The organism is Bacillus sp. 0209A, assembly GCF_036765095.1.
Lineage (GTDB): Bacteria > Bacillota > Bacilli > Bacillales > Bacillaceae > Bacillus > Bacillus subtilis_G.
In genome coordinates this window covers 787,080-807,198 of the sequence record NZ_JBAIZV010000002.1, presented here as the reverse complement: position 1 = coordinate 807,198, position 20,119 = coordinate 787,080, and the positions used below count along the sequence as shown (strand labels likewise).

Sequence of the window (20,119 nt, the reverse complement as noted above, 5' to 3'; positions counted from 1 at the left end):
AATCAGTATACATCACGCTGATAGCGTTTTTGCTGCTGCATATCGGCAAGATAAGCTTCTGCTTCTTCGCGGCTCATATTGCCTTCTTTCTCGATAATGTCAAGTAATGTGTGATGGACGTCATGCGCCATGTGTTTTTCATCACCGCAAATGTAAACAGCCGCGCCTTCTTGAAGCCATTCGAACAATTCTGCACTCTGTTCAAGCATGCGGTGCTGCACATATACTTTTTCTTCCGTATCACGTGAGAACGCCACATCCATTTTTGTCAGCACACCGTCTTTGATCCAATTCTGCCACTCTGTCTGATAAAGGAAATCCGTGACAAAATGCTGATCGCCAAAAAACATCCATGCTTTGCCTTCCACTCCCGTCTCCTCACGCTCCTGCATAAAGGAACGGAACGGCGCGACGCCTGTCCCAGGGCCGACCATGATAATCGGTGTTTCAGGATCTTTCGGAAGCTTAAAGTTTTGATTATGCTGGACATAAACAGGCAGTGTGTCTCCCGGTTGCAGACGCTCCGCGCATAAAATCGAGCAGACGCCCTTTCGTTCACGGCCGTGCGCATCGTAGCGGACTGCGCCGATCGTTACATGTACTTCATCCGGATTAGCGGATAAACTGCTCGCGATTGAATAGAGTCGGGCCGGCATTTTTCGCAGAATCGAAACAAACTCCTGCGCCGATACGCTGAACGGGCCATAATCACGAACGAGATCAAGCAAATCGCGTCCTTCAAGATATGCTTTTACGTTCCCCTCATTTCCCGGGGCTAAAAGCTCTCTAAGCTCATCGCTCCCTGACAGCTGGGCAGCCTGTTCAAGAAGCGGTTTTGTGAGAACAGTGATTTCATAGTGAGAAATCAGCGCTTCTTTAAGCGGGCGTACATCACCTTGCTTATTAAGGGTCACAATTTCTTCGGGGTCCCAATTCATTTCCTTAAGCAGCAGCTCAACAAGCTCCGGATCGTTTTCCGGATAGACGCCGAGGCTGTCACCAGGCTCATAAGTCAGGCCAGATCCTTCCAGAGACAGCTCGACATGGCGTGTTTCTTTATTTGATCCTCGGCCGTTCAAATTTAAATTTTCTAACACTTCAGCCCGAAACGGGTTTGTTCTGGAGTAAGAAGACTCACCGATTTGAGGCGAAGCTGCTCCTTGCGCAGGTGCGGCGCTTCCGCCCCCGGCTTCACTTAAGCCCTCAAATACACCCTCAAGCCATTCAGCTGCCGGCTCATCATAGTCAAGATCGCAATCAACGCGCGGAGAAATTCGTTTGCCGCCGATTTCTTCTAAGCGCTGATCAAATTCCTTCCCTGTCTGGCAGAAAAATTCGTACGAGCTGTCACCAAGCGCCAAAACTGAAAAACGAAGGTCTTCAAGCTTAGGCGCCCGTCTTCCATGCAAAAATTCATGAAACGACAGCGCGTTATCAGGCGGCTCGCCTTCACCATGCGTGCTGACGACGATCAAAAGATTGTTGATTTTCTTCAGCTGATTCGGCTTAAAATCGCTCATGGATGAGACAGTGACTTGAAAACCGCGCTCCTCAAGCTGCTTGCCGGCATTTTCTGCAAGCCCCTGTGCGTTTCCCGTCTGTGAACCATAAAGAACGGTCACTTCTTTTGAAACGACCGGTGCCGCCGCTTCTTCAGACACAATAGCCGCAGGGGCCCCCGCGGTTTCTTGGGCGGGAACGGATTGCGCGGATAAATATCCGCTCAGCCAGATTTTCTGAGATTCGGTCAAAGTTGGCAGAAGACGGTTAAGGAGCTCTGCCTGCTCCTGATTAAACGGACTGTTCATTACCTGAAGTTGCAACGTATCCACCTCACAAAGTTATAAACTGATCGAAAATTGCATCTAATTGAACTTTACCGGAATACTAGGTTTAAGTAAAATATATTTACATGATGATAACTATTAAGATTCCTAATGATAAAACCGCTTTGTTTCTTTCATTTAAATAGAAAAAGAGAAGGACGTCCTTCTCTACACAAATAAACGTAGCTTTAGGGTTTTGTCATCTTTAACCCTTGAATTCTAGGAAGGACGTACATTGGGGCAGACTTCTGCAGGATGGGGTGACAGCGGCGTTTGGGCAGGATCTCGAGCATTTAGCCGCTGAGTTTTTTTCAAGTGAGCACCAATACGCACGCTTGACAACAAATGCGAGGGTTTGTCGGCACGCTAAAAAGAGAAGGCTCCCCTTCTCTTCACTCAGCATTCTGATATAAGTGAGACGGCACGGCCGTTACAAACGGACTTGCCTTACCTGTATATAACACCGCCAGCATATGCATCGCCCGGGTGCAGGCAGTGTATAAGAGCCTGCGGTCGTGCTCTGTTTGATAATGTTCTTCCGATGCATCATAGACAAGGACTGCGTCAAACTCAATTCCCTTCGCTAAATAAACCGGAATGACACAAACTCCCTTTTGAAATGTTTGATTTTCTTTATGAATCAGCCGGATATCTATATATTCGCTTATGTAAGCGTGCGCCTGTATGCATTCCTGGGCAGTCTTGCAAATGACGGCGATCGTTTCATGCCCTTGCTTCTTGAGCCGTTCCATTTCTTTCGTGAGCTTTTGACAAAGGTCCTCACGCCCTTCGGTTTTGAAAACGAGAGGCATTTCCCCGTTTCTGTTAAAAGGCTCAATGTCCCCTCCGTCCTGAAGCATCGCTTTTGTTAGATCGACAATCTGCCTTGTCGATCTGTACGTTCTCTTTAAACGAATATATTCAGCCGGCTCACCTTCAAAGCACGCATCCATATACTTTGCGCCATGTATGGTATGGGCGTATATGGACTGATTGATATCACCGAGCACTGTCATGCTGGCGGCCGGAAAAATGCTTCTCATGTAAGCCATCTGAAACGGTGAATAGTCCTGAGCTTCGTCGATAAAAAGATGTTTGATCTTCGTATTTTTCTTTCTGCCTTCGATCAAATCCTGCATATAAAGAAACGGCGCCGCATCCTCATAGAGCAATTTATTTTCCGCAAATGCCGATCGGGTCAGCGCTCCTATCGCTGCCGTCTCCGCATGCTGAAATTTCCCTCCCCAGCTGGAAAACAAATGCAAATACAGCTGTTTGACATCCAGAAACGCAAAGAGCCTGACCGCCTGTTTGAGCGGATTGAACGCCTTTTTCACAATGATGGCGGCAAGCAGTTGCTGCTCTCTTTGATAATCGTTAAACGTGCTCTCACTGAACTGTTTCCTTTCCTGGAGTTTTTTGTACACGTCCAGGTAATCCTCTTTGTCGAGCAGCTCAGCTTCCTGAACGACCCAATCCTTACGCCGTTCCTTTTTCTCAAATGTATTAAGTTCACTCAGCAGCCACTTTGCCGTTTGCTCCATCCGGTTCGGAATGGACTGGTGTTGATCCAATGAGTAAAAATAGGATTGAATTTGTTCCTTTGTAATCAGTTTTTGTCCGCGGAAGACGATATTTTTAAAGATCATCCCTTCGGAGGACAGCCGGCTTACGTATTCATCAATGAATTCCTGAAAAGATAAGCCCGCCTTCCATGTGATTGCCGTAAGCCTTGACGGAAAACCGCCTTTCTTTGATTCGCTCAGGCAATATTCGAGCTGATCAAAGGGGCTTTCACATAGGAACTTGCGGCCAAGCCGGTGCTCGATATATTCCTGAAACGTCGCCTGTTCCATATTCTCTTCCCCTAACTCAGGCAAAACAGAGGAGACATAGCTGTTAAATAAAAAGTTTGGAGAAAATAAAACGATTTGTCCGGCATCAATAACGCCGCGGTACCTGTATAACAAATAAGCGACGCGCTGGAGTGCTGCCGATGTTTTCCCGCTGCCAGCTGCTCCCTGCACGATCAGAAATTTGCTTTTTTCATTACGGATAATCTGATTTTGTTCTTTCTGAATTGTAGACACGATGTTTTTCATTTGGGTATCAGATTGATGGCTCAAGACCTCTTGCAGCATTTCATCACCGATCGTCATATCAGTATTAAACATTGCCTTGAGAGCGCCGTTTTTAATGATAAACTGGCGTTTCAGCACCATTTGGCCTTCTATCGTTTCGCCGGGCACTTCGTACTCCGCTTTTCCTGGGGAATAATTGTAGTACATACTGGATATCGGCGCCCTCCAGTCATAGATCAGAAAGTGTTCTTCCTTCTCATCCATGCAAGAAGCTAAGCCGATATAAATTCGCTCTGCCTGTTCCTCTCCGTTTTCAATAAAATCAACCCGGCCGAAATAAGGCGATGCTTTTAATTGATGAATTCGTTTGAGCTGCTGATCCATACGCCGATGATTTCGTTCCCGATCAGACAGCAGCTCCGCCTGCTGCTTAATGCTTGCCATCGTTTCAACCGCTTCATGGGTATCATCAAGATTGACCGTAACATCCTCCCAAAAGCTTTTTCTTAATCCGATAATATCATGCTTTAACCCGCCTGCAGACATTTCCAGAAACCGCTCTTTTCGGCCGAGCTCCTGCAGTACCTCATCTATTCTTGACTGTTCTTCCTTCCATTCCTTATCCTGCTGATTCATGGACGGCACCTCCAGAAAATAGTTGACAAATTCAGATGAAATACTGTAAAATAAAATTGGATATATATTATAAATATGATAAAAACAAGCAAATACAATTAATCTTAGCACATTTACCCAATATCAATCAAGGTTTGGGTTATTTATATGCAAAAAAACCGATTTCAAATTGAAATCGGTTTTTTTATGATGTTAGTTATCTAAGCGAAAAGAACGGTTTGGCAGCTTCCAATTAAACATATAGGAACAAACGCGGCAAACAACGAGCACGAAAAACAGAACGTACAAGCCAAATGAGTTTCCCAGCCAGCCCAAGCCGACGATTAAACCGCCGAGAGCCGCCCAGACCGCATAAATTTCCGCTTTCAGCACAAGCGGTTTGCGTCCGGCAAGAAGATCGCGAATGATTCCGCCGCCGCTTCCCGTCAGGACCGCAGCCACGATAACGGCACTAAGCGGATGACCCATTTTGACGGCATACAGTGCGCCTTGGATGGCGAAGGCCGCGAGACCGATCGCATCTGATAAGTTGCCCCACTTGTTCCAATGCCTCAGCAGCAGCTTCGGAAACAGAAACACAATCGTAATGGAGAGGAGGGCGATTTGAAAGTACGCGCCCTGCTCCCATAATGCCGACACCGGAACACCGATCAGCAAATTGCGGATCGCTCCTCCTCCAAAAGCTGTGACAATCCCTAATATATAAACTCCTAAAATATCATATTCCTCTTCCATCGCAACAATTGCGCCGCTGACTGCAAACGCAATGATGCCAATCACACTGAGCAGCTCCCAAGCCATTCTGATGACTCCCTTTATGTTTGTTAAATTTTCTGACGACCTCTAGATTTTATAATCGCTCAAGCGTAAAATCAATAACATTTTCACGATAAAAAAAGATAAATTTAGAGGGAGTACACCAAACGCTATTGAGCTGTCATTTACAGATAAAAAAAACGCCCGGCATAAGCGGACGCTTTTTGGTTATTCAGATTTTTCGCCTTTCAGCAGACACATAAAAACAATAATCAGGATAAAAGCAATCAGGGCCAGAAATGGAATGGTCATAAAACCGAACCAGTTTATATATTGGCCTGAGCACGGCACGCCGCTTACACACGGCTTAATGCCGGAAAAGCCCGGCACTTTCTGCTCTAAGTAATGCATAATCGAAATAAATGCCCCGATAATCGCCATCGGAAGCGCATATTTTTTCACGCGTGTGTCCCCTTGAAAGGTGGCGATTCCTAAAATCAAGACGAGCGGATACATGAGGATACGCTGGTACCAGCACAGTTCACATGGAATGAACTTTTTGATTTCACTGAAATACAGGCTGCCGAGCATAGCGGTAAGAGCGACAACCCAAGAAGCATATAAACATACAATTCTATTTTTCATATGATTTACTTCCCTTTCAGCTCTTTTTCTATCGTTTCTTTGATTTCATCATAATCCGCAAATTTTTTGATCACTTTATCATTGACGTAAATCGTCGGGGTTGCTTTTATGTTCATTTTTTGATTAAGTTCGGAATCTCTTTCCACTTGGGAAGCGAATGTTTCCTTATCAAGATTGTCCTTGAGCGTCTCAGGATTGACCTTCGTGGTGCTTTTGGCAACATCACCGAGAACGGCCGGGGTTACCCATTCCTGTTCTGTATCCGGCTGTTTGTCGAACAGCTTTTCATGGAATGCCCAGAAAGAGTCAGGATCTTCTTTCCATACTTCTTCTGATGCAAGAGCCGCTAATATTGAACCTTTTCCATGGAACATGACGTTCACGAATGAAAATTTCACATCGCCCTTATCAATAAAGTCTTTCTGTATTTTTGGGAAGATGTCACTGTTAAACATTTTACAAGACGGACATTTATAATCTCCGAATTCAACTACAGTTACCGGTGCATCATCCTTGCCGAGCACAGGCTGGCCTTTGATAGACGGCTGTCCGGAAACCGCTTCATTGCCTTGTTCCGTTTTGTTATTAATAATGACAATGGCTGCTAACAAGACAACAACCACAACCGTAAGGATGACCGCGAATTTCGCAGAAGACTGCTGTTTCTTTTTCACTCCGACACCTCATCGTTTTAAAATTATAAAAAAGAAGCGGATCGCAATTGACCCGCTTCTTTATTTTAACAAGACAAGCGCCGATAAGAAAAGCCCGAAAAAATGAATTCTCTCCGACAATTTACCTGTTTTTGAGACGCATAACGCGCATGGCGTTTGCCACAGCGAGCAGCGTAACGCCGACATCTGAGAAAACCGCTTCCCACATAGTTGCAATTCCGAATGCTCCGAGAATGAGAAAGATCACTTTCACGCCTAAAGCAAAGCCGATGTTTTGCCACACGATTCGCCGTGTCCGTTTGGCAATCCGAATCGCTTCCGCTATTTTTGAAGGCTGATCTGTCATCAGCACGACGTCTGCTGCTTCTACCGCGGCGTCTGAGCCAAGGCCGCCCATGGCCGCTCCGATATCCGCGCGCGCAAGCACCGGCGTATCATTGATGCCGTCACCGACAAAAATGAGTTTTTCATTTGGCGAAAGCTTGGCTTCTAATGCTTCAACCCGCGCGACTTTATCCTGCGGCAGCAGCTCCGCATATACCTCGTCGATGCCAAGCTGTTTTCCGACGGCTTCTCCCGTTTGTTTTGAATCACCTGTCAGCATAATTGTCTGTTTGATTCCAAGCGACTTCAGATCAGCAATCGCCTGTGCCGCGTCTTCTTTTGCTTCATCCGCTATGATGATTGCTCCGGCATAATGTTGATCAACAGCAATGTGTACGATTGTTCCTGCTTTTTGATCCGGGACGCCTTTAATCTGTTCTCTTTCCATGAGCTTCTGATTCCCAGCAAGGATTTCTGTTCCGTTTACTTTTGCAAAAATGCCGTGGCCGGATATTTCCTCATATGACTCTATCGCGTCAGAGGAAAGCGTCTTTCCGTAAGCTTTACGCACAGATTCAGCAATAGGATGCTGGGAATGAAGCTCAGCATATGCCGCCGCTTCAAGTAATTTTTCCTTTGTAAATCCTTCTGCGGGTTTAATTTCTGTCACTTCAAAACTGCCTTTTGTTAATGTTCCTGTCTTATCAAACACCGCGTATTTAACTTGATTCAAGGCTTCTAAATAATTGCTTCCCTTCACAAGCACTCCGGCCTTAGAGGCTGCGCCGATTCCGCCGAAGAAACCGAGCGGTATAGAGACAACAAGCGCACATGGACAAGAAATCACTAAGAAAATAAGCGCGCGGTACACCCAATCGGAAAGTGCGGCGCCGGGAATAACCAGCGGCGGGACAAAGGCCAGCAATACCGCGATGATCACGACAGCAGGTGTATAATACTTGGCAAACTTCGTGATAAAGTTTTCTGTCCGGGCTTTACGGCTGCTCGCATTTTGAACCAAATCTAATATTTTTGATACTGCAGATTCCTGATAGCCCTTTGTGACTCCAATATGCAGAACGCCGTTTTGATTGATAAAGCCTGACATCACATCTTGTCCTTCTGAAGCTTTTCTTGGAACAGACTCACCTGTCAAAGCAGACGTATCAACCATCGCTGATCCTTGTACGACCTTACCGTCAAGGGGTATGCTTTCTCCGGGATTCACCACAATGATGTCTCCTATCTTTACGTCCTCCGGAGAAACCAGTTCGATGCCGTTCTCTGTTTTGACATTGGCGTAATCAGGCCGTATGTCCATTAACGCACTGATTGATTTTCTGGAACGGCTGACCGCGGCTCCTTGAAAAAGCTCACCGATTTGGTAAAACAGCATAACGGCAACGCCTTCAGGGTATTGCTTAATCAGAAAAGCGCCGATTGTGGCAAGGGCCATTAAGAAATGCTCATCAAACACCTGACCGCGGCTGATGTTTTTGATTGCCCGGATGACAATATCACCGCCGATGATCAAATAGGCAGCGAGGAAAAGGAAAAATTCGATTGTTCCGGAATGAACGACATATGCCGCTGCTCCTAAAATGACAGCAACCGCCATTCTGATCAGCATATTGATCATTCGATTGCGATAGCCGTCTTCAGCTGATTTCTTTTTATGCTTTTGGCGAACTGTTACATGCGGATCGATTGATTTTACTTTTTTCTCTACCTTATTGGCGACCCATTGCTCTTCTTTCCCACCGGCTGAGACAGTCAAGGTGCTTGCCGCAAAATTTACCGCGCATCCGTCAATGCCTTTTATGCCTTTAACTCCGTTTTCAATTTTTTGGGCACAATTGCTGCAATCCAAACCGTCCAGAATGTATTCCTGTTTCACTAGTCTCACCTTACCTTCCGATTTAGGGTTCCCTCTTCAAGCGTATCAATGAGTGTCGGCAACGAAATTATATATATGAGCATATAATCATATAATTGATTACATTTATTATATGGCTTTTACCAAGAAAGTGTCAATGATAAACAAAAACCGGCATATCGCCGGTTTTTCGGTTGTTGACAACATGATTGAACACCCTTGAAATCTAGAAAGGACGAGCATTGGAGCAGACTTTCACAGGATGTGATGACGGCGGCCTTTAGACAGGACGTCTGGAATTTAGCCGCCGTTCCATTCTTTCATTGAGCACCAACGCGCAGGCCTGACAACGAATGCGAGGGTTTGTCGATAAGCTGAAAAACCGGCATATTTATTTTACTTTTTGCAGACGCAACGCATTCAGAACAACGGAAACGGAGCTGAATGCCATTGCTGCTCCCGCTATCCATGGCGCTAAAAATCCGAGCGCTGCGATCGGGATGCCGAGGCTGTTATAGCCAAGCGCCCAGAATAAGTTTTGTTTAATGTTTTTCATCGTTAATCTGCTCATGCGGATTGCATCAGCAATGCTATTCAAATCGCCGCGTATAAGCGTAATGTCCGCTGTTTCCATGGCAATATCCGTGCCTGTTCCAATCGCCATGCCGATATCGGCTGTAGCTAGCGCCGGCGCATCGTTAATTCCGTCGCCTACCATGGCCGTCTGGCGCCCTTCTTTTTGCAGGCGGGAAATTTCTGCCGCCTTTTGTTCAGGAAGGACTTCCGCAATGACACTCGTAATTCCCGCTTCCTTCGCGATGGCTTCTGCAGTTCTGCGATTGTCACCTGTCATCATGATGACATCCAAGCCTAACGCTTTCAGACGGGCCACTGCCTCTCGTGACGTATCTTTTATCGTATCGGCAACCGCTACAAGCCCCGCGGCTTCACCATCAATCGAGACAAGCATAACCGTTTTCCCTTCTGCCTCAAGTTCTTCCATTTGGGCAAGAAGATCCCCATGTTCGATCTGTTCGCTCTCCATTAACTTTCTTGTGCCGACGAGAATGGTTTTGCCTCCGGCTTCAGCCAAAACGCCTGCTCCTACCTTTGCTTCAAAGCTGTTCAGCTTCGGTATTTCAAGCCCTTTTCCTTTCACGCCGGCAACAATCGCTTCGCCGAGCGGATGCTCCGATCCCGTTTCAGCTGCCGCCGTAAACTGAAGCAGTTCTGTTTCTTTAAAATGGCCGAATGGAATGGCATCTGTCAATCGCGGCTTCCCGTTTGTCACAGTTCCGGTTTTATCGAGAACAATCGTATCGAGACGATGTGTTTTTTCTAAATGTTCGCCGCCTTTAAAGAGAATCCCGAATTCAGCCGCGCGGCCAGATCCAGCCATAATGCTCGTCGGAGTGGCAAGGCCTAGCGCACAAGGGCAGGCGATGACGAGCACTGCAATAACCTTACTGATCGCTGCTGCAAAATCACCGGGAGCCGCCCAGATATACCAAATGAGGAAAGTGAGAAGGGCAATCCCCAATACAATGGGGACAAAAATGCCAGATATCTGATCAGCAAGACGCTGGATCGGCGCTTTTGACCCTTGTGCTTCCTCGACGATTTTAATGATATGAGAAAGCGCGGTATCCTTTCCGACATTGACAGCTTTGATTTTCAGAAATCCATTTGAGTTAACGGTTGCGCCTGTCACGCTGTCACCCGGATTTTTATCAACTGGAAGGCTTTCTCCTGTAATCATCGATTCATCTACAGCCGAGCGGCCTTCAATCACTTCTCCATCGACAGGAATTCGTTCGCCCGGTTTGACGTAAACAATGTCATTGACAAGCACTTCGTCTATCGGAATAATTTGCTCCTGTCCGTCTCTTACGACAGTCGCTGTTTTCGCTTGAAGCTTCATCAGCTTTTTAATGGCATCCGAAGAACGGCCCTTTGCTTTTGTTTCAAACAGCTTCCCTAACAAAATCAGCGTCAGCAATATCGCGCTTGTTTCATAGTAAAGGCCGGCTGTATGGCCATGGGAACCGAGGCTTTGGATCGTAATATAAAGGCTATAAGCATAAGCAGCCGTCGTTCCTAGCGCAACCAACACATCCATATTGGCGCTTTTATTTCTGAGCGCCTTATACGCACCCGCATAAAACGGCCAGCCGATCAGAAACTGCACTGGAGTCGCCAGCGCAAACTGCATCCACGGATTAAGGAATATATCCGGCACCCAAATGAACGAGGTAAATGTAAAATGGCTCACCATCGCCCAAAGTAGCGGAAACGATAGAACCGCTGAAAAGATCAGTCTCGCCGTTTGCTTCCGTTCTTCTTTCTTTTTAGAAGCTGCGGAATCCCGTTGTTCATCGCCTTTCAGCTTAAGCTTATATCCCAGTTTATCTATCGCTTCTTTCAACTCGCTGACAGACGCTTCTTTTGGATTGTACTCGACCGCAACCGTTTCTAAAGCGAAGTTTACAGGAGCATTTGTGACGCCTTCTATTTTGTTAAGTCGCTTTTCAATCCGATTGGCGCAAGCCGCACACGTCATGCCTTCAATATCGAATTCAGCTTTTTCTGTTATGACGTGATAGCCCAGCTTTTCAATTTTTTCCTGAATCGCTGCAGCTCCTGTTTCAGCAGGATCGTAGGTGACATTTGAGGTTTCCGTTGCCATATTGACATTGGCATCCGTGACACCCGGCATCCGCTTGAGGCCTTTTTCAATTCTGGAGGCACATGCCGCACAGGTCATACCAGATACCTGCATCGCAATTTCCTTTTGTTCACTCAACATACTCACTCCTTTATATACACCAGGGGGGTATATAAAAATGAAAGAAATACCGCGCCTTCATAAAGGCGCGATACCTTGAATCAATCGGCTACATCATAGCCCTGATCTTCTATCGCATCCGCAATGTCTTTGACTGATACTTTGTCAGCATCAAACGAAATATCGACTTTTCCCGCTTCCAGATTGACATGCACAGCACTGACCCCATCCAGTTCTCCCACGCTCGTTTCTACTGCTTTGACGCAGTGCTGACATGACATTCCTTCAACTTGCAATGTTTTTTGGTCCATATGAATTCCTCCTGTTTGTTCTTTCTATTTTTATGCTACCATACCCCCGTAGGGTATTACAATATAAAAAGACTTTATGATTTTGTGAACTTTTTAAATACGTCCAATAGCTCAGAAATGGCTTGGTCCCCGTCTCCGCTTTTGATGGCATCCGCTACACAATGATGGGTGTGGTCCTCAAGCAAGTGGAGAGCCACCTTTTGCATCGCCGCTTGAACAGCAGATATCTGCACAAGAATATCTACACAATACCTATCGTTTTCCACCATGTTTTGAATACCTCTGACTTGGCCTTCTATCCGCTTCAGCCGGTTTGTAATTTGATCCTTTTCTTTTGAGCTTTTATGGTTTAATGTTTTATGTTCGTTATGCTCCATGTGCACACCCCTGTTTCTTATATTCATTCCCATTATACTGATTGTCCAAACTGTTGTCTAAGCTTGACGCGGCAAAAAAATGAATCAGTTAGGTTTTACCATTTGATCAGAAGGGTATATACCTTTTATGAAAACGCTTTTAAAGGAGAGAAGAAAAGTGGATACGATAAAGGTTGGGGTATTAGGGTACGGGCTGTCTGGTTCGGTTTTTCACGCGCCGCTGCTTGCTGTTCTGGATGAGTATCACATCAGTAAAGTCATGACATCGCGGACAGAAGAAGTGAAACAGGATTTTCCGGATGCAGAAGTTGTGCATGAGCTTGAGGAAATGACAAATGATCCGGCCATTGAACTTGTCATTGTCACCACCCCGAGCGGCCTTCATTATGAGCATGCCATGGCATGCATTCAGGCCGGAAAACACGTTGTAATGGAAAAACCGATGACAGCGACAGCTGAAGAAGGGGAAAAATTAAAGCAGGCTGCCGTTGAAAAAGGCGTATTGTTAAGTGTCTATCATAATCGGCGCTGGGATAACGACTTTTTAACGATAAAAAAACTGATCGCTGATGGATCCCTTGAAGATATCAATACATATCAAGTCTCCTATGATCGCTACAGTCCTGAGGTTCAAGCACGGTGGCGGGAAAAAGAAGGCGTTGCCACTGGTACGCTGTATGATCTCGGCTCTCACATCATAGACCAGGCCCTCCATTTGTTCGGAATGCCGAAAGCTGTTACGGCAAACATGATGACCCAGCGTGAAAACGCCGGAGCCGTTGACTATTTTCATTTGATAATGGATTACGGCAAGCTCCAAGCCATTCTTTACGGAGGATCGATCATTCCGGCAAACGGCCCCCGTTATCAAATCCACGGACAGCATTCCAGCTTTATCAAATACGGAATCGATGCACAGGAAGACGCACTCAGAGCGGGAAGCAAACCGGAGGATGACAGCTGGGGTGCGGATGACCCCGCTTTATACGGACAGCTGACAACCATTCATGGCGAGAACAAAAAAACAGAAACCATTCCATCGGTAAATGGCTCTTACCTTACCTATTACCGCAAAATAGCGGAAAGCATACGGGAAGGCGCCGTGCTGCCTGTCACTGCTGAAGAAGGTATTGATGTCATCCGCATCATTGAAGCCGCGATGAAAAGCAGCGATGAAAAACGGACCATTATGCTGGAGCAATAAACAAAAGCCTCCCCCTTTTATCAGGGGAGGCTTTTTCATTAGAATGTTTTTCCTGCTTCTTTCGCACGCGCGATCGCATCTTCTTTAATTTGCTGTGCTTTATCAGGCTCGGCATTATGTCCCTCTACAAAAATACCATCGAAGGATGGAACGCCGAAGAAATTCATCATGATGCCGATGTAACGGTGGCCCATTTCCATTTCAGCCGCAGGGCCCTCTGAATAGTAGCCGCCGCGCGCTTGAATATGAATCGCTTTTTTATCAGTTAACAAGCCGATAGGTCCTTGTTCAGTGTATTTGAATGATTTTCCTGCAACCGCTACAGAATCAAGATACGCTTTCATCACTGGCGGGAATGAGAAGTTCCATAAAGGAGTCACGAATACGTACTTATCAGCAGATGCAAATTGATCGCTAAGCTCTCCCAGACGGCCGACTTTCGCTTTTTCACTTTCAGAAAGCTCTTCAAAGCCTGTGCCTGACTGAAGCTTTCCCCAGCCGCTGAATACATCCGCGTCAATGTGCGGGATATTTTCTTTGTACAAATCGATATGTACAACTTCATCATTTGGGTTCGCTTCTTTGTAAGATTCGATGAACGCTTGACCTGTTGCCATACTGTAAGAAGTTGCTTCATCATGCGGGTGAGCAGTGATATATAATACTTTTGCCATATTTACCAGCCCTTTCGTTTTTAAAAATCACACATCAATTATTATCATACAGATGCATTATGATTATTCTGTCTCTCTTAGTCTTTATTATAGAGATAGTGAAAATTACTTTCAAGTAAAACATCTTGAATTAAAGATTATTTAACCCTTTTAAACAGCTTACTTTTCAAAAGCTGTCCGCAAGCTGAAATACAGGCGGAGAGCTCTTTGCTGATCTTCGGGTAATAAGAACATGCGGCACTTGTTGTCCGCCGGCATCCTTTTCATCAAAGCGGATTTCTCAACTTGTTTAAAAAACGTCCTCATATAAATTAATGACAAAACCCCCGATGCTTGCAGTTAAACCATAATCCGTATGATCCGCCAATGCGCCGATCAGCACAGGAAACCCCGAAGAGATGCGATGCTTGGCATGGTTCTTTGATTGTCCCCAGCAGTTTAAAATCTTTTTCTATGAATGTACGGAACTCTTCTCGTTTATCTGCTATAGCATGCCCCAAAAACGTAAAGCAGGCAGAGACCGTACCGTCTCTGCCTGCTTTACCTCAATTTATCCGCAATATCCTGAATCGGCTTGATCCAGTTGCTGTATGTCAGCTCGGCCGCTTTTTTCCGATCCTTCTCTTTACACGCCTGAATCATTTGTTCATGTTCTTCAATCGAATTTTGCGGCGATTTGAAAAAAAGATATTCGAGTCGAAGAATATGCATATGAAGAACAGATGTGAAATTGCGGATATATTCATTATCGGCCGCATCAATCATGACATCATGGAACGCTTTATCAAGCTCAAGCGCTTCATAGATTTCATTTCGGTCAATCGCCGTCTTCATTTGTTGATTGATCGCTGCCATCTCCTCCAAGTGCGATGACTGAATGTTTTCGATAGCCAGTTCGGCAGCGGTGGATTGCAGAGCCGCCATTGGCGGATACACCTTGAAAACATCGTTTTTTTCAATTTGAGAGATTCTTGTTTCTCTTCCCGGTGACATTTCAACAAAACCTTGCACCGCCAATAATTGCAGAGCTTCTCTGACTGGCGTTCTGCTGACGCCAAGCGCTTTCGCTAACTCGTCGTCGTTGATTTTTTCTCCGGGAGCAAGAATGCCTTCCACAATCCACTTTTGAATTTGTTCCAACGCAATCGTTTTAGCAGTTTGTCTGACAGGCTTCGAGATATTTGACGGGATGGGCATAAAAGAATCACCTCTGAATATTGGTTTGTTTTTTTAACGCCGCTGGTTTGCCGGCACTCTTTTTTTGCGATAAAACAAAAATCATCACCAAAATACACGCCGCCCCTAGCGCTTGGTATAAACCGAAGGACACACCGAGCCACAGAATAGAGGATGCCACTGCGGCAACCGGCTCAGTACACCCAAGCATGCTCGCTTCTTGCGGAAATAAATATTTCAAACTGGTCAAATACATATAAAAACCCAATAGCGTTCCGAAGATCACAATAAAACCGACTAATAAGCTCGCAGACACTGTCCATCCCTGCATATCAACGTCCCATGGGGGATGGATAAAGCTCATGCCAATGCCTCCGATCAGCATTCCCCAGCCAATCACGAGAGCAGATCCCCAGTTTTTCAAAAGAGAGCTGGAGTAAAGCGTATAAAAGGCCAAAGCCGCGGCAGAAAGCAGCCCCCATATAATAGACAAGGACGAAACGGTTAAATGATTGACGCTGCCATTGGTCAGCAGTAAAAAAGTGCCTCCCAAAGCCAGCACAAGCGCGCAAATATCCGCTAACTGAAAGGAATTCTTTCTGGTCACAAGCAAAAACATCATAATCAAAACGGGCGCCAAATACTGTAGCAGCGTAGCCACAGCAGCATTTCCGGTTCCGATTGAAGCTAAAAATGTATACTGAACGCCCAGCATGCCTGCAATCCCGAAAACAATCAGCTGGATAGCCGATTTTTGATCCTTCCATATCGCCCACACCGCACGTCTGTTGTTACCGGCAGATATGATGATCAGCAGAAGCAGACCTGATAAAAGCAAACGTACGGTGACAAGCCACTCCACCGACACATCACTTGTTTCAAACAAATGCTGGGCAGCCGTTCCCGACAATCCCCAAAAGGCAGCTCCGACAATGACCATAAAAAAACCGTACATCCGTTGTTTTTGAGTCGCCAACGTCCATCCTCCTGACAGGTAATTGATATGCAATATATTATATATTATATCGTTTCACTTTTCTGAAAACAATGGTTTTGCAAAATAAAAACAGCGCCTGTCAGCACTGCTTTGTTGTATGACCCTCCTTTAAGAGAAGATGAATAAAAAATAAAGGATAAATCAATAGATACCCATTAAACACCCACCAAACAAGATCGAAGTCCAGGCTGAAAGTCCAGAATGAAATCGCCTGCAGGCCTGAACAACAGGTCAGCACAAGAGAAATCAGCGCCATCAACTTCCAGTCAGTACTGTTCTTCCGTTGCAAGTACAAGCTGTACAATCCTGTGATAGAGATTAGAATATCCAGCGGAAAAAAGGACCAGTTCCAGGCGATCATAAACGGATTTTCATGATGTTTAAAAGCCAAGCTTTCCGGTATCAGCGCAAACCCTGCTGACAGCCAGTACAAGATAAAACCGATATCAGTCACGAGAAAAAACAGTTTCATATATCTCATTTGCACTGCCCGCTTTTATGTATCGGCTCAGACTTGGCACTTTGCTCGATCAGGTTTAAAGACACAACACCAGCGATAATCAATCCGATTGAAATGAGTTTCATGACGCTAACATTCTCTTGAAAAAATAAAAAACCAACGACTGTAATCAGGACAATTCCCATCCCTGACCATACAGCATAAGCAACAGATACATTAATGGATTTTAGCGTAAGCGTCAGAAAGAAAAGACTGCCGCCATAAAAGAAAATCAACAGCACACTGGGAGTAAGCTTTGTAAATCCCGACGATAGCTTCATGCTGACCGTCCCGGCAACTTCAAACAGAATCGCTAAGCATAGAAACACCCAATTCACGTAGCATCAGCCTCCCCATCAGCTGTTATGCCGTTAAACAATACATCTACAATCGATTCAAGAACCTCTCCTGTCGAAAATTGGTGTTTGAGCGGATATTCGGGGTCATACACTTGATTGATACTCCCTATATACATGTGAACAAACAAGTCCGGATTGATGTTACTGATTCTTTTTTGCTGTTTGCACTCATTTAATAATTCAAGGACAACCGTCCATTCTTCCTTAATAAACGTGTCTAATGTAAGCCACGCATCGTAATGATATTTCTTCAGTTCACTTAATAATCCCATATTCAGCATTTCCATCCCCTGCGGAAGACCGATCAGCATTTTTTTCACTTTTTGAAGCACGTCTAAACTTTCATTTTCATAGATTTCTCTTTCCATTTGCTTCATCTCTGCGATAAATTGCTCGACAACCGCTTCCGCAAGCTTGTCTTTTGATGAAAAATGAGCATAGAGCGTCCGCTTGCTCGTTCCCAGCATTGTTGCCAAATCATTCATCGTAAATGAAAATCCTTTCTGCCTGATCAGCCGGATGGTTTCCTCAAGAATCCTTTTTTCCACATTAATCCCCTCGCCTTCGGTACCAAAAAAACTTTATCGGTACCGAAATTATACGTCAGAAATTTATGGAAATCAATCATATATAAAAAACCTCTCCTTTTGGGAGAGGTTCTGCTTTATTGTCAGTATGTATGGAGACGGTGGCAGTCTATCGCCTTGATATGGTTATGTTTTAAAATCATTACAAAACGTTGATATAGAAGTTTTTTCAGTATGGTGAAAATTTTTTATGATTTTGTTACCAAAGTGTTACCACAAACCAATACATCTTAGTCTCTACTTACATTATAACCCTATCTAAGGATTATTTATAGACTGTTTTTTCGCTCTTGTCCTGCCTTATACTGTTATACGCAAGTCTAAAAGTATAAGGGATGTGGCTATATGAATGACAAAAAAAATGTCTTAGATCCTGGTCCGTTTTTTCATGGCACTAAAGCAGAACTGAAAATTGGAGACCTGCTCGAACCGTTGTATTTATCCAATTATCAGGATAAAAAATCTAACCATATCTATTTTACTGGAACATTAAACGCTGCTAAATGGGGGGCTGAATTAGCAAGATCTAATTCAAAAGAGAGAATTTATATTGTAGAACCATTAGGCGATTTTGAAAATGATCCGAATTTAACTGACAAAAAATTCCCTGGAAACCCAACACGTTCTTATAGATCTAAATCTCCTTTGAAAATAGTAGCTGAATTAGGTTCATGGGAAAGGCATTCCGATGAAGAAATAAATCATATGCTTACATCTTTACAAAAGTTAAGTGAAGAAGGAAAAAATGTAATATACGATTGATTATCACATTATTAAAACTCCTGCTGAATGCCCGTTAAAGACTTAACTAATTTGTCATTATAAGCAAGATTTTAAAAAGTGTCTGGGCAAACCGAGATGATTTCAGATCCGGGGCTGGGAGAGTTTGTATGATGGGGTTAAGGAGAAGAGTTCCCCTTACAGGTGGTGGACGGCGTCCACGGTCTTCAAGAAAAAGGGCATCCGCGAAGGATGGCTTTTTTCTTTTTAGCAAAGCCAAACACAGGGAATAAGTTTGAGTTTGTTTCGGAATTTAGGATATTTGTGGTTACTCCTGATCACGGAGTGCCCAGTTATACGCACCAAATTTTTTGAAGCGTTTCATGATAAAACTCCTGCTAGGGTTTTTGGTTCTTTTTAGCATAACGACCAGTATAATTGACTGAATGTACGAAAAAACCGCAGTGCCCTCGAAAGCTTTAAAAGCCTTGATAGCACTGCGGTTTCAAAGTATGTATGGAGACGGTGGGAGTCGAACCCACGTCCAGAAACATCGATTACTTAAGCGTCTACGAGCGTAGCCTGCATATTTATGGTTTCACTCATCTTCTTGCCTGCGGGCGGGCCTTCCGAGAGCTAGTCTGTTCATCTCTTCTTACGTTCTCAGACAGGAACGCAAGCGTAGCCTACTTGGATGTGCTCTTCACAGACACATAGGCAATGTCAGGAAGAGCTCGCTGCGCTTATTAGGCAGCTAATGCTACGTTTTGGTTAAAACTGTTAGTTTTGCCAGTTATATTTAGGTGCGTGTTTACGAGATCGCCTCTCGGCTCGCAGCTCAAGCTCGATCCATCCCTGTCGAATCCGTAACGTCCCCTTGGTATAAGGGAAATACGGGAGAAATAATCAAGCTCTCACTCAAACTGGCTACAGTCTTATTATAACATGATCACGGCTCTTTTCAATTGTCAAATCCTTCAAATGAATAGCGCTGTGGTCTGATCGTGTACACAGTATAGCACAGGCCTGATTTTTGAATCAAGCATGATGCCTTTAGAAGCCTTTTTGACTGTCTCTGAACGCTCTTTCGATTTCCCGCTTCGCGTCCTTCCGCTTCAGGTCTTCCCGTTTGTCATAGTTCTTCTTCCCTTTTCCAAGGCCGAGAAGCACTTTGGCAAAGCCGTTTTTTAAATACAGCTTCAGCGGAACGAGAGAATAGCCTTTTTCCTTTGTTAGCCCGATCAGCTTATTAATCTCCTTGCGGTGCATTAACAGCTTTCTCGTCCGAAGCGGATCGTGGTTATAACGGTTTCCCTGCTCATACGGGCTGACGTGCATATTGTGGAGAAACACTTCTCCCCGTTCGATTTTGGCGAAGGAATCCTTAAGGTTTACGCGGCCGGCGCGAATCGATTTGATTTCGGTTCCTTGCAATGCGATACCTGTTTCATAGGTTTCTTCTATAAAATAATCGTGATTGGCTTTCTTATTTTGAGATAATACTTTTCCTGACCCTTTTGGCATGCCAGAACCTCCTCTCTCTAAGGAAAAACTGTTCACCTTTTGCGATACGCTCTATTTTACCAAATGTCACGTACCTCTACAATGAAAA

The 20,119-nt window shown here is 44.9% G+C and carries 18 protein-coding genes, 1 other RNA gene and 1 pseudogene; 2 read left to right on the top strand and 18 right to left on the bottom strand.

The genetic code is table 11. The features are described from left to right. Positions 1-2: 2 nt before the first annotated feature. From V6D44_RS09245 to csoR, 9 genes are all read right to left on the bottom strand, one after another. A complete protein-coding gene (locus V6D44_RS09245) occupies positions 3-1,823 on the bottom strand; it encodes an assimilatory sulfite reductase (NADPH) flavoprotein subunit (protein ID WP_087991131.1) in 1,821 nt (606 codons plus the stop codon). Between the two features lie 395 nt (positions 1,824-2,218). Continuing rightward, positions 2,219-4,543 (bottom strand): RNA polymerase recycling motor HelD, encoded by a 2,325-nt coding sequence (gene helD / locus V6D44_RS09240; RefSeq protein ID WP_087991132.1) that lies wholly within the window; start codon positions 4,541-4,543, stop codon positions 2,219-2,221. Between the two features lie 192 nt (positions 4,544-4,735). Further along, a complete protein-coding gene (locus V6D44_RS09235) occupies positions 4,736-5,344 on the bottom strand; it encodes a trimeric intracellular cation channel family protein (RefSeq protein WP_087991133.1) in 609 nt (202 codons plus the stop codon). Between the two features lie 183 nt (positions 5,345-5,527). Beyond that, a complete protein-coding gene (locus V6D44_RS09230; RefSeq protein ID WP_087991134.1) occupies positions 5,528-5,944 on the bottom strand; it encodes a disulfide oxidoreductase in 417 nt (138 codons plus the stop codon). Positions 5,945-5,949: 5 nt separating this feature from the next. Continuing rightward, positions 5,950-6,618: a DsbA family protein gene (locus V6D44_RS09225; RefSeq protein WP_253268577.1), complete on the bottom strand. Its 669-nt coding sequence runs from the start codon at positions 6,616-6,618 to the stop codon at positions 5,950-5,952. A gap of 121 nt (positions 6,619-6,739) precedes the next feature. Beyond that, positions 6,740-8,848: a heavy metal translocating P-type ATPase gene (locus V6D44_RS09220; RefSeq protein WP_333516423.1), complete on the bottom strand. Its 2,109-nt coding sequence runs from the start codon at positions 8,846-8,848 to the stop codon at positions 6,740-6,742. A 361-nt stretch (positions 8,849-9,209) separates the two neighbouring features. After that, positions 9,210-11,621 (bottom strand): copper-exporting P-type ATPase CopA, encoded by a 2,412-nt coding sequence (gene copA, locus V6D44_RS09215; protein WP_333516488.1) that lies wholly within the window; start codon positions 11,619-11,621, stop codon positions 9,210-9,212. A gap of 83 nt (positions 11,622-11,704) precedes the next feature. After that, entirely contained in the window at positions 11,705-11,914 is a 210-nt protein-coding gene (gene copZ, locus V6D44_RS09210) for a copper chaperone CopZ (protein WP_087991138.1), read from the bottom strand. A gap of 74 nt (positions 11,915-11,988) precedes the next feature. Further along, positions 11,989-12,291, bottom strand: coding sequence for a copper-sensing transcriptional repressor CsoR (gene csoR, locus V6D44_RS09205; RefSeq protein ID WP_087991139.1), 303 nt, complete (start codon positions 12,289-12,291; stop codon positions 11,989-11,991). A gap of 127 nt (positions 12,292-12,418) precedes the next feature. On the opposite strand from csoR, the gene V6D44_RS09200 reads away from it, so the two are divergent. Further along, complete coding sequence (locus tag V6D44_RS09200; protein ID WP_087991140.1) at positions 12,419-13,495, top strand: oxidoreductase; 1,077 nt, start codon at positions 12,419-12,421, stop codon at positions 13,493-13,495. Positions 13,496-13,533: 38 nt separating this feature from the next. Here V6D44_RS09200 and azoRB read toward each other — a convergent pair whose 3' ends face one another. From azoRB to V6D44_RS09170, 7 genes and pseudogenes are all read right to left on the bottom strand, one after another. After that, positions 13,534-14,169, bottom strand: a complete 636-nt coding sequence (gene azoRB / locus V6D44_RS09195; RefSeq protein WP_333516422.1) for an FMN-dependent NADH-azoreductase AzoRB — start codon at positions 14,167-14,169, stop codon at positions 13,534-13,536. A gap of 159 nt (positions 14,170-14,328) precedes the next feature. Further along, positions 14,329-14,475 (bottom strand): annotated as a pseudogene (locus V6D44_RS21090) (hypothetical protein); the annotation flags it as partial. A gap of 234 nt (positions 14,476-14,709) precedes the next feature. Beyond that, positions 14,710-15,366, bottom strand: a complete 657-nt coding sequence (locus tag V6D44_RS09190; protein WP_087991141.1) for a GntR family transcriptional regulator — start codon at positions 15,364-15,366, stop codon at positions 14,710-14,712. Between the two features lie 7 nt (positions 15,367-15,373). Continuing rightward, positions 15,374-16,321 carry an EamA family transporter gene (locus tag V6D44_RS09185; RefSeq protein WP_087991142.1) on the bottom strand — a complete coding sequence of 316 codons (948 nt, stop codon included), beginning with the start codon at positions 16,319-16,321 and terminating at the stop codon, positions 15,374-15,376. 100 nt (positions 16,322-16,421) lie between these two features. Then, complete coding sequence (locus V6D44_RS09180) at positions 16,422-16,823, bottom strand: YvaD family protein (protein WP_333516421.1); 402 nt, start codon at positions 16,821-16,823, stop codon at positions 16,422-16,424. After that, positions 16,820-17,179: a DMT family transporter gene (locus tag V6D44_RS09175; RefSeq protein ID WP_087991144.1), complete on the bottom strand. Its 360-nt coding sequence runs from the start codon at positions 17,177-17,179 to the stop codon at positions 16,820-16,822. Before V6D44_RS09175 ends, V6D44_RS09180 begins: the two co-directional genes overlap by 4 nt. Then, a complete protein-coding gene (locus V6D44_RS09170; RefSeq protein ID WP_087991145.1) occupies positions 17,176-17,748 on the bottom strand; it encodes a TetR/AcrR family transcriptional regulator in 573 nt (190 codons plus the stop codon). Before V6D44_RS09170 ends, V6D44_RS09175 begins: the two co-directional genes overlap by 4 nt. 384 nt (positions 17,749-18,132) lie before the next feature. Here V6D44_RS09170 and arr point away from each other — a divergent pair, with 384 nt between their 5' ends. Continuing rightward, entirely contained in the window at positions 18,133-18,549 is a 417-nt protein-coding gene (arr, locus tag V6D44_RS09165; protein WP_087991146.1) for an NAD(+)--rifampin ADP-ribosyltransferase, read from the top strand. A gap of 472 nt (positions 18,550-19,021) precedes the next feature. Here arr and ssrA read toward each other — a convergent pair. Beyond that, positions 19,022-19,384, bottom strand: a transfer-messenger RNA (tmRNA) gene (gene ssrA, locus V6D44_RS09160). Positions 19,385-19,560: 176 nt separating this feature from the next. Further along, a complete protein-coding gene (gene smpB, locus V6D44_RS09155) occupies positions 19,561-20,031 on the bottom strand; it encodes an SsrA-binding protein (protein ID WP_087991147.1) in 471 nt (156 codons plus the stop codon). Positions 20,032-20,119: the final 88 nt, after the last annotated feature.

What these genes read in the sequence shown, in the direction of transcription:
- V6D44_RS09200 (WP_087991140.1), top strand. Translation starts at nt 12,419, where the DNA reads ATGAAAACGCTTTTAAAGGAGAGAAGAAAAGTGGATACGATAAAGGTT.
- V6D44_RS09235 (WP_087991133.1), bottom strand. Translation starts at nt 5,344, where the DNA reads ATGGCTTGGGAGCTGCTCAGTGTGATTGGCATCATTGCGTTTGCAGTC.
- azoRB (WP_333516422.1), bottom strand. Translation starts at nt 14,169, where the DNA reads ATGGCAAAAGTATTATATATCACTGCTCACCCGCATGATGAAGCAACT.
- copZ (WP_087991138.1), bottom strand. Translation starts at nt 11,914, where the DNA reads ATGGACCAAAAAACATTGCAAGTTGAAGGAATGTCATGTCAGCACTGC.
- arr (WP_087991146.1), top strand. Translation starts at nt 18,133, where the DNA reads ATGAATGACAAAAAAAATGTCTTAGATCCTGGTCCGTTTTTTCATGGC.
- helD (WP_087991132.1), bottom strand. Translation starts at nt 4,543, where the DNA reads ATGAATCAGCAGGATAAGGAATGGAAGGAAGAACAGTCAAGAATAGAT.
- V6D44_RS09230 (WP_087991134.1), bottom strand. Translation starts at nt 5,944, where the DNA reads ATGAAAAATAGAATTGTATGTTTATATGCTTCTTGGGTTGTCGCTCTT.
- csoR (WP_087991139.1), bottom strand. Translation starts at nt 12,291, where the DNA reads ATGGAGCATAACGAACATAAAACATTAAACCATAAAAGCTCAAAAGAA.
- smpB (WP_087991147.1), bottom strand. Translation starts at nt 20,031, where the DNA reads ATGCCAAAAGGGTCAGGAAAAGTATTATCTCAAAATAAGAAAGCCAAT.
- V6D44_RS09180 (WP_333516421.1), bottom strand. Translation starts at nt 16,823, where the DNA reads ATGAGATATATGAAACTGTTTTTTCTCGTGACTGATATCGGTTTTATC.
- V6D44_RS09190 (WP_087991141.1), bottom strand. Translation starts at nt 15,366, where the DNA reads ATGCCCATCCCGTCAAATATCTCGAAGCCTGTCAGACAAACTGCTAAA.